This is a genomic window from Pseudomonas sp. PAMC25584 (assembly GCF_058135675.1).
Map to the genome: position 1 here is coordinate 4704906 of NZ_CM176870.1, position 13373 is coordinate 4718278.

Annotated in this window: 12 protein-coding genes; 2 read left to right on the forward strand and 10 right to left on the reverse strand. The window is 62.4% G+C overall.

Annotated features, from left to right (window positions below; all coding sequences use genetic code 11):
• Positions 1–30: 30 nt before the first annotated feature.
• The 5 genes from ACS5Q8_RS21830 to ACS5Q8_RS21850 form a co-directional block, all read right to left on the reverse strand.
• Positions 31–615, reverse strand: coding sequence for a nucleotidyltransferase family protein (locus ACS5Q8_RS21830; RefSeq protein ID WP_443697801.1), 585 nt, complete (start codon positions 613–615; stop codon positions 31–33).
• The gene (locus ACS5Q8_RS21835; protein WP_276194414.1) at positions 612–1598 is read right to left on the reverse strand and encodes an XdhC family protein; all 987 of its coding nucleotides are present in this window, start codon (positions 1596–1598) and stop codon (positions 612–614) included. Before ACS5Q8_RS21835 ends, ACS5Q8_RS21830 begins: the two co-directional genes overlap by 4 nt.
• On the reverse strand, positions 1598–3919 hold the full coding sequence (locus tag ACS5Q8_RS21840; RefSeq protein ID WP_276194415.1) for a xanthine dehydrogenase family protein molybdopterin-binding subunit: 2322 nt from the start codon (positions 3917–3919) through the stop codon (positions 1598–1600). Before ACS5Q8_RS21840 ends, ACS5Q8_RS21835 begins: the two co-directional genes overlap by 1 nt.
• On the reverse strand, positions 3916–4386 hold the full coding sequence (locus ACS5Q8_RS21845) for a (2Fe-2S)-binding protein (protein WP_247395888.1): 471 nt from the start codon (positions 4384–4386) through the stop codon (positions 3916–3918). Before ACS5Q8_RS21845 ends, ACS5Q8_RS21840 begins: the two co-directional genes overlap by 4 nt.
• 254 nt (positions 4387–4640) lie before the next feature.
• The gene (locus ACS5Q8_RS21850) at positions 4641–5972 is read right to left on the reverse strand and encodes a dicarboxylate/amino acid:cation symporter (RefSeq protein WP_276194416.1); all 1332 of its coding nucleotides are present in this window, start codon (positions 5970–5972) and stop codon (positions 4641–4643) included.
• A gap of 339 nt (positions 5973–6311) precedes the next feature.
• Between ACS5Q8_RS21850 and ACS5Q8_RS21855 the strand changes: the two genes are divergently transcribed.
• Positions 6312–7310: an AraC family transcriptional regulator gene (locus tag ACS5Q8_RS21855; RefSeq protein ID WP_276194417.1), complete on the forward strand. Its 999-nt coding sequence runs from the start codon at positions 6312–6314 to the stop codon at positions 7308–7310.
• A 21-nt stretch (positions 7311–7331) separates the two neighbouring features.
• Here the strand turns inward: ACS5Q8_RS21855 and ACS5Q8_RS21860 are convergent, their stop codons facing one another.
• From ACS5Q8_RS21860 to ACS5Q8_RS21870, 3 genes are read right to left on the reverse strand one after another with little or no spacing between them, the layout of a single operon-like run.
• Complete coding sequence (locus tag ACS5Q8_RS21860; protein ID WP_276194418.1) at positions 7332–8678, reverse strand: ATP-binding protein; 1347 nt, start codon at positions 8676–8678, stop codon at positions 7332–7334.
• Entirely contained in the window at positions 8675–9352 is a 678-nt protein-coding gene (locus tag ACS5Q8_RS21865) for a response regulator (protein ID WP_276194419.1), read from the reverse strand. Before ACS5Q8_RS21865 ends, ACS5Q8_RS21860 begins: the two co-directional genes overlap by 4 nt.
• Positions 9353–9370: 18 nt before the next feature.
• Entirely contained in the window at positions 9371–9679 is a 309-nt protein-coding gene (locus ACS5Q8_RS21870; protein WP_276194420.1) for a hypothetical protein, read from the reverse strand.
• A gap of 136 nt (positions 9680–9815) precedes the next feature.
• Between ACS5Q8_RS21870 and ACS5Q8_RS21875 the strand changes: the two genes are divergently transcribed.
• The gene (locus ACS5Q8_RS21875) at positions 9816–10532 is read left to right on the forward strand and encodes a 4'-phosphopantetheinyl transferase family protein (RefSeq protein WP_276194421.1); all 717 of its coding nucleotides are present in this window, start codon (positions 9816–9818) and stop codon (positions 10530–10532) included.
• 82 nt (positions 10533–10614) lie between these two features.
• Here the strand turns inward: ACS5Q8_RS21875 and ACS5Q8_RS21880 are convergent, their stop codons facing one another.
• Positions 10615–12225, reverse strand: coding sequence for an ATP-binding protein (locus ACS5Q8_RS21880; protein WP_276194422.1), 1611 nt, complete (start codon positions 12223–12225; stop codon positions 10615–10617).
• Positions 12222–12947: a response regulator gene (locus ACS5Q8_RS21885; protein ID WP_426102607.1), complete on the reverse strand. Its 726-nt coding sequence runs from the start codon at positions 12945–12947 to the stop codon at positions 12222–12224. Before ACS5Q8_RS21885 ends, ACS5Q8_RS21880 begins: the two co-directional genes overlap by 4 nt.
• Positions 12948–13373 lie beyond the last annotated feature (426 nt).

The following is a 13373-nucleotide window of genomic DNA, read 5'->3' on the forward strand; positions in this document are numbered from 1 at the left end:
CGCAATCGGGGGCAAGCCCCCTCCGACATTTCAGAGCGGTTTGAAATCCAACAGATGCGGAAGATCCACATCCCAGAGTACGCCAGGATCACTTACCTGGATCTCGCGCACTTGCCCCTGGGCAAATAGTGGCTTGGCCCCGCAATCACCCGTCAACGCCATCAACGCCGGCCCGAACGCCCGTCCAAACGCAACCGGATGCCCATACTGGCCGGCATGCACCGGCACACTGATACCGTCTATGCGCTCCAACACCCGTTCAATGCTGGACGGCAGAATGAACGGCATATCACCCAGCACCACCAGCCAGCCATCGCTGGAACCACTGGCCGCGACCGCTGCGGCAATGCTGTCGCCCATTCCGCCTGAGCACAGCTGCACTACCTCGCAGCCATGGGCCTGCGCCAGACGAATGACTTCAAGCCGATCGGGCGAGGTCACCACCACGCGTTTTACAGCGCACGCCGGCAAATTCACCAGCACCTGCTCGATCACCGGCCGCACTACGGCGTCCCGGCCCACGCAATCAGCCAGCAACTTATCCTGATCAGCCGCGGCTGCAGCGCGAAAACGACTGCCCTGCCCCGCCGCCAGCACAATCACCGTGACGCTCATTCAACCTGCACCGGCATCGGCTTTTTCTGCAGCAGTGCCACGCCGTTCTTGATCGCGACAATTTCCGCCAGCAACGACAGGGCAATCTCCGCCGGTGTATGGCTGCCGATATGCAAACCGATCGGCCCATGCAGCCGCGCAATCGCCTGCGCAGACATCCCCAGCGCCGCCAGGTTTTCCCGGCGTTTACGGGTGTTGACCCGCGAACCCAGCGCGCCGATATAGAACGCGCTGGAGTTCAATGCCGTCAGCAACGCCATATCGTCCAGGCGCGGATCGTGGGTCAGGCAGACGATAGCCGTGCGTTCGTCGGTCTGGATGTTCAGCACCGCTTCATCAGGCATGCCGGGCACAAAGCGGCCATGCTGTTCTTCCCAGCCATACACGAACTCTTCACGCGGGTCGCAGATCAGCACTTCGAAATCCAGCAACCGCGCCATTTGCGCCACATAGCGTGACAGCTGCCCGGCGCCGATCAACAGCAGGCGCCAGCGCGGGCCATAAATGGCGCGCAAGCGCTCGCCGTCGAAGGTCACCACGTCGGTCTTGCTTGCAGCGCTCAAGCGCACATTGCCGGTGGCCAGGTCCAACTCGCGAGCGACGATTTCATGGGCTTCACAGCGCGCCAGCAACTCGGCCACCCACTGCCACTCCATCACGCGCTCTTCGGTCAGGCGCAGGGTGCCGCCACACGGCAGGCCAAACCGCGCCGCTTCATCGCGCGTCACGCCGTAGGTCACCAACTGCACCGGTGGCCCGTCATCCGCCAACCGACCATCCTGCAAACGCGCAATCAAGTCATCTTCAATGCAGCCGCCGGACACCGAGCCAATCACCACCCCGTCACCGCGCAAGGCCAGCATGGCCCCGGGCGGACGCGGCGCGCTGCCCCAGGTCTGGACCACGCTGTACAACACCACCCGCTGCCCCGCGCGGCGCCATTCGAGCACGCTGCGCAGGACATTCAGATCCACACTGTCCATCAGGCCTTCGTCTCCTGCCAACCCTGCAGTTGGTAGCGCACGGGCAGGCTACGAATGCGCTTGCCGGTGGCGGCAAAGATCGCATTACACAACGCCGGCGCAATCGGCGGCACGCCGGGCTCACCGACACCACCCAACGGCACCTCGCCCTGTGGCGTGACCAGGTGTACCGCAACGACCTTGGGCGCCAGGGACATACGCGCCACTTCATACATATGGAAGTTATCCTGCTGGACCTTGCCGTCCTTGAAGCTGATTTCGCCCAATACCGCGTTGCCCAGGCCCATCACGCAGGCGCCTTCGAATTGCGAGCGAATGCGTTCCGGATTGATCTGCGGGCCGCAGTCCACGGCGATATCCGCCTTGTGTACGATCAGCGTGCCGTCGTCTTTGACTTCGACCTCGATCACCGCCGCCACATAGGTGACGAAACTGTAATGCACCGCCAGCCCCAGTCCTCGGCCCTTGGGCAGCGTGCGCCCCCAGCCGGCGGCCTTGGCGGCGGTTTCCAGCACCCCGCGCAGGCGGGCGGTATCGATCGGGTAGCGCTCCGGGGATTCGCCGTAGTTCCACTCATCGCTCAGGGTTTTAGGATCGATCTGACGATCCGGCCCGAGTAACTTGAGTTGGTACTGCAACGGGTCCTGACCGGCCTTATGCGCCAGTTCATCGACAAAGCTCTGAATCGCAAAGCCGTGGGGGATGTTCGACACCGAGCGATACCAGCCAACCCGGGTGTGAGCCGCAGCTTCGGGGTTTTCCAGGCGCACGTTGGGAATCGCGTAGGCCATGTTGGTAAAGCCCATGCCCAGCTCGAACGCCGCCTCATGGTTCATGCCCGGCGCAAACAGTGCGGTGATGCTCGGCGCGACGGTGCGGTGCAGCCAGGCAGAAGGCAGGCCGTCCTTGTTCAGGCCAGCCTTGAGGTACTCGGCGGAAACCGTGTGGAAGTAGGAGTTGTGGATATCATCTTCACGGGTCCACTGCACGCGCACGGCCTTGCCGGGGAATTCCTTGGCGAGGATGGCCGCCTCGACCACGAAGTCCGGCTTGGACTTGCGACCGAAGCCACCGCCCAGCAGCGTGACATTGATGGTCACGTTATCGAAAGGCAGGCCCAGGCGCTCGGCAACGCGCTCGCGAGTCACCTGAGGCGCCTGGCTTGGCGCCCAGGCTTCGCACTGACCCTTGTCGAAACGGGCGATGGCAACCATCGGCTCCATCGGCGACTGGGCCAGATGCGGCAGGTAATAAGCGGCTTCGAGGGTGCTGTCGGCAGCGCTCATGGCCTGGTCGAGGGTGCCGGTATTGCGCACCACTTTACCCGGTTGCTGCGCGGCCGCTTCCAGAGCCTTGCGGTAATCGATGGAGTTGTAGCCGGCGTTGACGCCGTCATCCCAGACAATGCTCAGCGCTTCACGGCCCTTGATCGCCGCCCAGGTGTTGCTCGCCACCACGGCCACGCCGCCCAGCGGCTGGAACTCCGAAGGCAGAGGGCGGCTTTCGATTTCGACGACCTTGATCACCCCCGGCACCTTCAACGCCGCACTGGCATCGAAGGATTTGACCTTGCCGCCATAGACCTGCGGCCGTGCAATGGTGGCGTAGAGCATGCCGTCGAAATGCACGTCCGCGCCGTAGACTGCGCGACCGTTAACGATGTCGACACCATCGATGGCCTTGACACCCTCTTTGCCGATGTAGCGGAACTCCGACGGCTGCTTGAGGCGCAGCGTGTCCCGCGCCGGCACCGCCAATGCACCGGCAGCGGCGGCCAATTCGCCATAGCCCAGGGCGCGACCGCTGGGCTGGTGGATGACCTTATGCAACTGCGCACGGCACTCGCCCAACGGGACTTTCCACTGGTCGGCAGCCGCCTGTTCCAGCATCGCGCGCGCACTCGCGCCGCAACGCCGCATCGGTTCGAACCAGTGGCGCATGCTGCGCGAGCCATCGGTGTCCTGGTTGCCGTAACGCACTTCGTCGCCCGGCGCCTGCTGGACCCGCACATGGGCCCAATCGGCGTCCAACTCATCGGCCACCACCAGGCTCAGACTGGTACGCACGCCCTGGCCCATTTCCGAACGGTTGCAAATCACCGTCACGGTACCGTCGGTGGCGATGCTGACGTAGACCTTGGGGTCATCGATCAGCCCATGGGGCATGGCAGCGCCGCCATATTTCTTGACGGCATCAGCGGCAAACGCCTCGGGCAAGCCCCAACTGGCGGCGATCACCAGCGCGCCGGTGGCGCCGACGCCCTGCAGGAAACCACGGCGACTGAGGTTATTGAGGACGAAATCAGCGGGTAAGCGGCTCATGCCTTGGCCCCCTGCAGATGCGTCGACGCCTGGCGGATCGCGGTCTTGATGCGGTTGTAAGTGCCGCACCGACAGATATTGCCGACCATCGCCTCTTCGATCTGCTCGTCACTGGGGTTGGGGTTGGTTTTCAGCAGCGCGGTGGCCGACATGATTTGCCCGCCCTGGCAGTAGCCGCACTGGGCCACGGCGCTGTCCAGCCAGGCTTGCTGCACGACCTGGCCGATCGGGTCGGTGTGCAGGTTGTCGATGGTGCTGACGGCTTGGCCCTTGACCGCGCCGATCGGGGTGATGCAACTGCGCGCCGGCGCGCCGTCGATATGAATGGTGCATGCGCCGCACAGGCCCATGCCGCAGCCGAATTTGGTGCCGTTGTAGCCCGCCACATCGCGGATCGCCCACAACAGTGGCATCTCCTCGGTGACGTCCAGTTGATGGTCTTGGCCGTTGAGTTTCAGGGTAATCATTGGGCACGCCCGCCTATTTGCTGCATTTAGGGGCGAGCCATCTGTCGCGAAAGGTATCGCTGGTTCGGGTACGCGCAGATTGGCTCAGGCTGAGGAGGCTCTCTTGTGAAGACGAATCTTCACCGGGCCTTTGATGGAACATGGGCTTAATGTAAACCAAAAATCCGCAAAGTGACCGGGCAGAAACGCAAACGCCCCGAACCAGTCGGGGCGTTTGCGGATTGCTGTGGACGTCAGTTCACGCCATCAGCGTCTTACTTGATCACCGGCGCCGGGCCTTCGGCCACGCCCAGGTCATCTTCTTCACGGGTGTCGGAGATACCACGACCACCGGAAGCCAGCTCGACGTGCAGCTTGTCTTCGTCCAGTTCGTTGACCCACTTGGCTACCACCAGGGTCGCCACGGCGTTACCGACCAGGTTGGTCAGCGCACGGGCTTCGGACATGAAGCGGTCGATACCCAGGATTAGCGCCAGACCGGCAACCGGCAGGTGGCCTACGGCCGACAGCGTCGCGGCGAGTACGATGAAACCACTGCCGGTCACGCCTGCAGCGCCTTTGGAGGACAGCAGCAGCACCAGCAACAGCGTGATCTGGTGGGTAATGTCCATGTGCGTGTCAGTCGCCTGGGCGATGAACACGGCAGCCATGGTCAGGTAGATCGACGTACCGTCGAGGTTGAACGAGTAGCCGGTCGGGATCACCAGGCCAACCACGGATTTCTTCGCGCCCAGACGCTCCATCTTGATCAGCATGCGTGGCAGTGCCGATTCAGACGAGGACGTACCCAGAACGATCAGCAGCTCTTCACGGATGTAGCGGATCAGTTTCAGCACGCTGAAACCGTGCGCGCGGCAGATGGCGCCGAGCACCACGACCACGAACAGGACGCAGGTGATGTAGAAGCAGATCATCAACTGGCCCAGTTGCACCAGCGAGCCGACACCGTAGGCACCGATGGTGAACGCCATGGCGCCGAGGGCCCCGATTGGCGCGAGCTTCATGATCATGTTGATGATGTTGAACATCACGTGGGCGAAGCGATCGATGAAGTCCAGCACCGGCTTGCCGTAGGCACCCAGGCGATGCAGGGCGAAACCGAAGATCACCGAGAACATCAGGACTTGCAGGATGTCGCCGTTGGCGAAGGCACCGACGATGGTGTTCGGGATCACGTTAAGCAGGAAGCCAACGATGCTCTGGTCCGCACCAGCCGTCACGTAGGCCGCGACTTTCGAAGCGTCCAGGGTGGCCACGTCGATGTGCATGCCGGCGCCCGGCTGCACAACGTTCACCACGAACAGGCCGATCAGCAGGGCGATGGAGGACACGACTTCGAAGTACAGCAGCGCGTAGCCGCCGGTTTTGCCGACCGATTTCATGCTCTGCATGCCGGCGATGCCGCTGACAACGGTGCAGAAGATGATCGGGGCGATGACCATTTTGATCAGTTTGATAAACCCGTCACCCAGCGGCTTGAGGGCCACGCCGGTCTGCGGGTAAAAGTGGCCGAGCAAAATACCGATAACGATGGCAACGATCACCTGGAAATACAGGGATTTGTACAGTGGCTGACGAGTCGTCATTGTAAAGTTCCTCAATCGTCCCGTGTGGCAAATATCCGCCATTGCCCACGGCACTTGAATTGCGAACCCTCCTGCACTGGAGGGATTTGTTGTTTGCGAGACTTGTAGGACAAGGCCTGCGCTGTAATCCTTATCGCAAACGCCGTGCCACTTTGCTGAAACTGTCTGAAGCCCCTTAGACATAAGGGTGGGAGGGATTAAGCCGTGCCGCAACGCGGCCCGTCAGGCGGCGGTTTTCCGCCAACTCATCGAGTCTCGTCCTACAATTTGGCGGATATCCGCCTTGTCGTGGTACTGGGGGGTGGCTACCATCCGCCACTCCATGGACGAGGCCCTTGCATGCGTGAACGTACCATCGCCAGTCACTACGCCCGAGCCGCCCTCGGCGGTGCGCGCCGGGCCGGCTACGACTACTCGGGCCTGTTGCAGCAGGTGGGCATCACCCCAGAACTGCTGACCGAACCCCGCGCCCGCATCGCGCCGGAACAATTTACCCGGCTGCTGCAAATGCTCTGGCTCGCGCTGGACGACGAGTACCTGGGATTTGCCGAGGGTCCGAGCAAGCGCGGCACGTTCGCCATGATGTGCCACGCGCTGATCCATTGCCGCACCCTGGAGAAGGCACTCGAACGCGGCTTATTGTTTTATAGCCTATTCCCACAAGGTCCGCGCTGGCATCTGACACGGGAAGGCGAAATGGCCCGCTTGAGCCTGGACGACTCACAGCTAGGCGACCCGGATCATTTTCTCAGTGAATGCCTGTTGGTGATCTGGCATCGCCTCGGCAGTTGGTTGATCGGCCAGCGCATCCGTCTGCACCAGGCCACGTTCAGCTACCCGATGCCGGCCCACGCCAGCGAATACGACCTGTTGTTTCCCTGCCCACAGGTGTTCGGCGCACCGAACAGCAGCCTGGTGTTTCCTGCCCGTTACTTGAGCCTGCCGCTGCTGCAGGACGAGCGCACCCTCAAGCATTTCCTGCAGCGCTTCCCCGCCGACGTGTTGTCGCGGCCCGATGAGGGCGACAGTTTGAGCAGCCAGATCCGCCGCTTGCTCAGCCGTGACCGCACGCCCTGGCCGGACCTGGATGCCGTTGCCCAGCACCTGCACATCAGCCCGCAGACCCTGCGCCGGCATCTGCGTGAAGAAGGCAGCAGTTTTCAAGCGCTCAAGGATGAGTTGCGCCGGGACATCGCCATTTACCATCTGGGACGCGCGAACTTGTCTTTGCAGGAAATTGCCGAGCAGCTCGGGTTTTCCGAGCCGTCGGCGTTTCATCGGGCGTTCAAGAAGTGGACGGGATTGACGCCGGGGGCCTACCGCGCGCAGGAAACCTGATGAGTCAGATCACCCGCTGGGTCACAGGGCCGGGAAGTGAATCTTGAATGCCGCGCCCCCCAACGGTGAGTCCCCCAGAGTCAGGCGCGCGCCGTAGCTTTCAATGATGTCCTTGACCACCGCCAGGCCGATCCCCTGCCCCGGGTGCTGGCGATCCAGCCGCTCGCCGCGTTGCAGAATCCGCGCGCGCTGGTCGGGCGGTACACCGGGGCCGTCATCTTCGATGCACAGCTCAATGCCTTCCTGGCTTTCCACCAGGCTGATGCGCACTTCGCTCAGGCACAGGCGGTAGGCGTTTTCCAGCAGGTTGCCGAGCAGTTCCAGCAAGGCGCCTTTTTCGATGGGCACATCGCACTCGTCCGGCAACTCGAAGGACACCTTGACGCGCTTGTCGCGGTAGACCTTGTCCAGCGTGTCACACAGGCTTTGCAGCACCGGCTGCAGGCGCACCTGATGGCGTACCAAACCGCTTTTACGCAGGCTGGCGCGCTGCAATTGGTAGCTGATCTGCTGGCTCATGCGTTCGATCTGCGATTGCAGCACCCAGGCCTGGTCGCGGTCTTCGGGGCGCTGGGCCATGTCTTCGCTCACGCCTTGCAACACCGCCAGCGGGGTTTTCAGGCTGTGGGCTAAGTCGTCGAGGGAATCGCGGTAGCGAGTACGCTGCTCGCGCTCACTGTGCAACAAACGGTTGAGGGACCCGGTGAGGCGCAGCAGTTCGCGGGGGTGCTCTTCACTGAGGCTTTCGCGGGTGCCGCCTTCGATCTGGTCCAGCTCCTGGCTCAGGCGCCGCAACGCCTGCAGGCCCCAGGTCAGGCCCAGCCAGAGTAAGGTCAGCAATACCAGCAACGCCGCGCCGAAGCCCAGGTAGAGGTTTTCGCGCAGGCCTTCGAGGGTCAACTGGTATTCGCGCACCGGTTGCAGCGCGACGATGCTGAACGCCGCGCTCTTGCCGCCGAGCAGCTTGACCTCGACGTCATACACGAAGAATTCCTGGCCATCGCTCTCGCGAATCCGCGCAAATTCATTCCCACGCCCGTCATAGCGCGGCTTGTAGTTGATCTTTTCTTCCTGGGTCGCCCGCGAGCGCCATACCAGGTGGCCTTCGCGGTCGTAGATATAACCGAGCAACCGGCTATCGGTGAGGTTGAAGCGTTCGTCCGGCAACTGCGCCGGCATCTGCAGGCGGTTGTTTTCGACCCGCGCCGCCGAAATCAAGGTCGTAACGTCCGACGCCAGGCGCTGCTCGATCGAGTCCTGCAAGGCCAGGCTGAACGCGCCCTGCATGGCCGGCAACAACCCCAGCATAAACAGCACGGCCAGGGTGGCGGCCGCCAGCATCAAGCGCACACGTAACGAGCGAATCAACGGCAGCGCTCATTGAACAGATAGCCCAGGCCGCGCACGGTGTCGATCGGTTTGAACCCGGCCGGGCCTTCCAGTTTACGGCGCAGGCGGCCGACCAGCACTTCGATGACATTCGGGTCGCGCTCGTCGTCATCGGGGTAGAGCTGCTCCATCAAGCGGTCCTTGGGCACCACCTGCTGATGGTGACGCATCAGGTACTCGAGAATCCGGTACTCGTAGGCGGTCAGCGCCAGTGGCTGCTCATCCAGCGAGGCTTGCTTGCGATTGAGGTCCAGCAGCAAGGGGCCGGCGACGATGGTCGACTGGGTAAAGCCGCTGGAACGGCGCAGCAACGCATTCATCCGCGCCTCCAGCTCTTCGAACTGGAACGGCTTGACCACATAGTCGTCGGCGCCAGCGGCCAGGCCTTCGACCTTGTCCTGCCAGTTGCCGCGAGCGGTGAGGATCAGGATCGGGAAGGTCTTGTCCTGGGTGCGCAGTTGGCGGATCAGGTCAAGGCCACCCATGCCGGGCAGGCCGAGGTCGATGATCGCCAGGTCATGGTTGAATTGGCCGGTCTGGTACAAGGCCTCTTCCGCGTTGGCCACGGCTTCGACCACATGCCCGCTGTCGGTCAGGCGGGTATACAGGTGATGACGCAACAGCGCCTCATCTTCCACCACCAGCAATTTCATAAGGCTCTCCAAGGCAAATCAACTGTCCGACAGAGGGATATCATAGCGGCCCTGCAGGTCTTGCGGGCGCAGTTTAATGCCATTGTATTGGCCACTCAGGTGCTCATAACCGGCGCGGTAAGCCGCCTGCGGGGTGCTCAGGCCCAGCGACTGGCCCCACGGCGCGACCTGGCTGCGCACCTCGTCGAAGCTCACACGCTGCATCAGCGTGCTGGATTTCTTGGTTTTCTCGCGACCGAATCCCGCAAAGGCACCATCGCTGGCCTGCGCCCCGGCGGTGGCACTGAGCATGGTCAATGCCAACATAAGCTTCTTGATCGCAGTCATGGTGCCTACCTCTACGCGTTTTGGCTGTGGACCCACACTACGCAAGCGCCCCTGAACTCCCCCTGAACAGGCTCTGAACCTGGCCTGAACCGCTGCGGGCTATCCACTGGCGCGTCAACTCGGCAAAATACCGCGCATGACGCCCCTACCCGCTTGCTGCACCCCGCTCGACGCCCATTGGCCGTTGCCCGATCCCTTGCCGGGCACGGTGCTGCTCAGTACGCGCTTTGATCCGGCCTTGTTGATCGCCGATGATTTCCAACGCAGCGCCGTGCCGCCGCCGGCGAGCATCCAACGCTCGGTGGCCAAGCGCCAGGCGGAATTTCTCGCCGGCCGGTTATGCGCCCGCGCCGCCTTGCAACAGCTCGATAACCTGGACTGCGTGCCGGCAATCGGCGAAGACCGTGCGCCGGTGTGGCCGCACCATATCTGCGGCTCCATCACCCACAGCAGCGGGCACGCGGCGGCGATTGTCGGTCACAAGGCGCAATGGCGTGGGCTGGGGATGGACCTGGAAAATGTCCTGAGCCTGGAGCGCGCCGAACGCCTGGCCGGGGAAATTCTCAGCGCCGCTGAGTTGCAGCGCATGGCCCTGTTGCCGCGTGAGCAACATGCGCTGCTGGTGACACTGACGTTTTCGGCCAAGGAGAGTTTGTTCAAGGCGCTTTACCCGATCGTGCAGAAGCGCTTTTATTTTGAGCATGCCGAGGTGCTGGAATGGTCAGAGAACGGGCAGGTGCGGTTGCGGCTGCTGACAGACTTGTCCGAAGAGTGGCGTCACGGTAAGGAATTGGTTGGGCAATTTGCGGTGGAGGGGGAGCAGTTGTTGAGCCTTGTAGCAATCAGCGTCTGATCCATCGCTATCGGGGGCAAGCCCCCTCCCACAGGGGAATGCATTCCACTGTGGGAGGGGGCTTGCCCCCGATAGCGATGGATCAGGATTTATCTTGGTCCCTAGGCCAACTCAGGCTGAAGCATGCCCCTCCCAGGTTGTTGCTCTTGCTGATCAACGCCCGCCCGCCATGCCAATAAATTATCCGCCGCACAATCGACAAGCCTAGGCCATGCCCGCCCGAGGCGCGGGTGCGGCTATCGTCCAGGCGCAGGAAAGGCGTGAAGATGCGCTCCCAGGCGCTTTCCGGTACGCCGGGGCCATCGTCTTCCACATCGATGCGGCAGCGCAGTTGGCCGACCTGGTAGCTGATCAGTACCTGACCCTGGGCATGGCGCATGGCGTTGCTCACCAGGTTTTGCAGGGCACGGTGCAGGTAGCGCGGCTCGGCATCGACCCAGGCATCGTCCCAATGCGCCGATGACAGGCAAATACCACGGGCCACGTTGACCTGCGGACGCAGTGGCGATAATTCGCCGATCACCTGGTCGAGCAACGCATTGAGGTCGACCCGCTGGAAATTCAGCGCCGGCGCGCCCTGCTCCAGGCGCGCGTAGGTGAGCATTTCGTCGACCAGGCCGTCGAGGTCCTGGATATCGCTGTCCATGCCTTCGAGGTATTTGCGCCGGGCCTGCGGGGTGGCGGCGTCGCCGATCATCTCCAGGCCGAAACGCAGGCGTGCCACCGGGGTGCGCAGTTCGTGGGACACGGCGCGCACCAGTTCGCGCTGGATCGCCAGCAACTGCTGCAGGTGCTCGGCCATGCCATTGAAGGCGGCGGCCAGGCGCCCTACCGAGTCGGCGCCACGCGCCGGCACGCGCACTTCCAGGTTGCCTTTGGCAATACGCGTGGCGGCCGCTTCCAGGCCTTTGAGGCGGCGCTCAAGCTGACGCACCAATAGATAGACGATCAGGCCAATCAGGGTCAGGCCGATCAACGCAATCAGGATCAACCATTGCGCCGGGTAAGGGTTCATTTGATACAACGGGCCGATTTCAAGCACCCAGGGGGTGCCGACCATGCCGGCAAACACCCGAATCGAATCGCCACCCTTGCCCAGCGCCATCACCGTATCGCCCTCCGCCACGCGGCGGCGCTGGTCGTCATCCATATCGGCCTGGTCGAGGGCCATCAGGTGCATCTCGAAGCCAAAACCCTTGGCTTCTTTTATAGCGGCCAGCCGCTGCGGCTGCTCGGCCACCGGGAAACGCACCAGTTCGTCGGCCAACAGGTAAATGGTCGCGCGCGCCAATTGCTCGCTGATCTGCTGCACTTCACCTTCCAGCACCAATTGATCCGTCTCGCTGACCAACCGCAGCACCCGTGCCGCATGGGGGCCGGTCTGTTGCACCAGCACCTGGCCGTGCTGCAGGCGGGTGCGCTGGCCGAGGTCCAATTGAGCATCGGTGTAGGTGCGCAGCGTCAGAGGAATACCCAGCAGGCGTTCCCACACCGCCAGCGCGCGCTGGCGCTCAATCGCGCTCATGGGTTGCAGGTTATCGCCCATCAAGGCAAACGTGCCGTGGGCCAGGCGCTCACGGTACTGCCCGCTGCGCACGTCATTGAGCAGGTGCAACGCCAGCACGCCCAACAGCGCCACCAGGATCAGCGCCGCACACATGCCGCCGTAGATGCGCAGGAAGATCGAGTTCACAGCGGCATGTCGGCGGCGGCTTCGGGGACGAACAAATAGCCTTTGCTGCGCACGGTCTTGATCAGGCGCGGGTGGATCGGGTCGTCGCCGATCTTCGGACGGATACGCGAGATGCGCACGTCAATCGAGCGGTCCTGGCCGTCGTAACCGATGCCGCGCAGGGCGATGAAGATTTCTTCGCGGGACAGGATGCGCCCGGCATTCGCCACCAGCAGCCACAGCAGGTCGAACTCGGCGCTGGTCAGTTCGATGCCCTCGCCCTGCAGCCAGGCTTCGCGCAGGGCGTTATCCACCAGCAGCGGGCCGAATTGCAGGCGGCGCTGGTTTTCCACCACGACGGGTTCCGCCGGCTCGCTGCGGCGCAACAGCGCCTGGATACGTGCCAGCAACAGGCGCGGACGCACGGGTTTACACACGTAGTCGTCGGCGCCCATGTCCAGGCCCAGTACCTGGTCCATGTCGTCGGTACGTGCGGTGAGCATGAGGATCACTCCGTCGTAGCGCTCGCGCACCTTGCGGCAGATGCTCAGGCCGTCTTCGCCGGGCAGCATCAGGTCGAGGATCACCAGGTCCGGCTGCTCGGCGATGATCCGCGCGGCAGCCTGGGCGCCATCGCCTTCCACCGACACGCACAGGCCGTTGCTCTCCAGGTACTCGCGGGTCAACTCGGCCAATCGCTCGTCATCCTCGACGATCAGAATTTGCCAGGCTTCATGCTCCACAGGTAATCCTCGTTGTTATTAAGGAATTGATTGGCCTGCTCGATCTAAAGGTGGGAGGGAGCAAGCCCCCTCCCACCTTTAGATCTTCGCCAGCCATACCCTATTTGTAATGTTGTAAGGGCATAAAAAAGATCGATTGTAGCCATGCCCCAACCCTCAAACACAAGCCAGGAAATGCATTCGGTGATCACGTTTTTTTGTGATAGGGTTCGCGCCCTCAAAAATCCAATGGGCCGTTTTTTCCTTGGAATATTCAGTGACAAACGGCGCGGTCCAGCAGTACTGCGGCCTACACGGGCATTCTAGGTTTCATACACATTTTACCCACAGCGTTATCCACAGACCTTGGATTGCTAAGCCTCCAAAAACGCATTATCTTGTACCTCGGCGCAAAAAAAACCCTACATGTAGGGTTTTGAGCGAAAA

Coding starts and splice junctions, on each gene's coding strand:
- ACS5Q8_RS21850 (WP_276194416.1), bottom strand. CDS start 5,972: ATGACGACTCGTCAGCCACTGTACAAATCCCTGTATTTCCAGGTGATC.
- ACS5Q8_RS21845 (WP_247395888.1), bottom strand. CDS start 4,386: ATGATTACCCTGAAACTCAACGGCCAAGACCATCAACTGGACGTCACC.
- ACS5Q8_RS21835 (WP_276194414.1), bottom strand. CDS start 1,598: ATGGACAGTGTGGATCTGAATGTCCTGCGCAGCGTGCTCGAATGGCGC.
- ACS5Q8_RS21865 (WP_276194419.1), bottom strand. CDS start 9,352: ATGAAATTGCTGGTGGTGGAAGATGAGGCGCTGTTGCGTCATCACCTG.
- ACS5Q8_RS21830 (WP_443697801.1), bottom strand. CDS start 615: ATGAGCGTCACGGTGATTGTGCTGGCGGCGGGGCAGGGCAGTCGTTTT.
- ACS5Q8_RS21840 (WP_276194415.1), bottom strand. CDS start 3,919: ATGAGCCGCTTACCCGCTGATTTCGTCCTCAATAACCTCAGTCGCCGT.
- ACS5Q8_RS21870 (WP_276194420.1), bottom strand. CDS start 9,679: ATGACTGCGATCAAGAAGCTTATGTTGGCATTGACCATGCTCAGTGCC.
- ACS5Q8_RS21855 (WP_276194417.1), top strand. CDS start 6,312: ATGCGTGAACGTACCATCGCCAGTCACTACGCCCGAGCCGCCCTCGGC.
- ACS5Q8_RS21875 (WP_276194421.1), top strand. CDS start 9,816: ATGACGCCCCTACCCGCTTGCTGCACCCCGCTCGACGCCCATTGGCCG.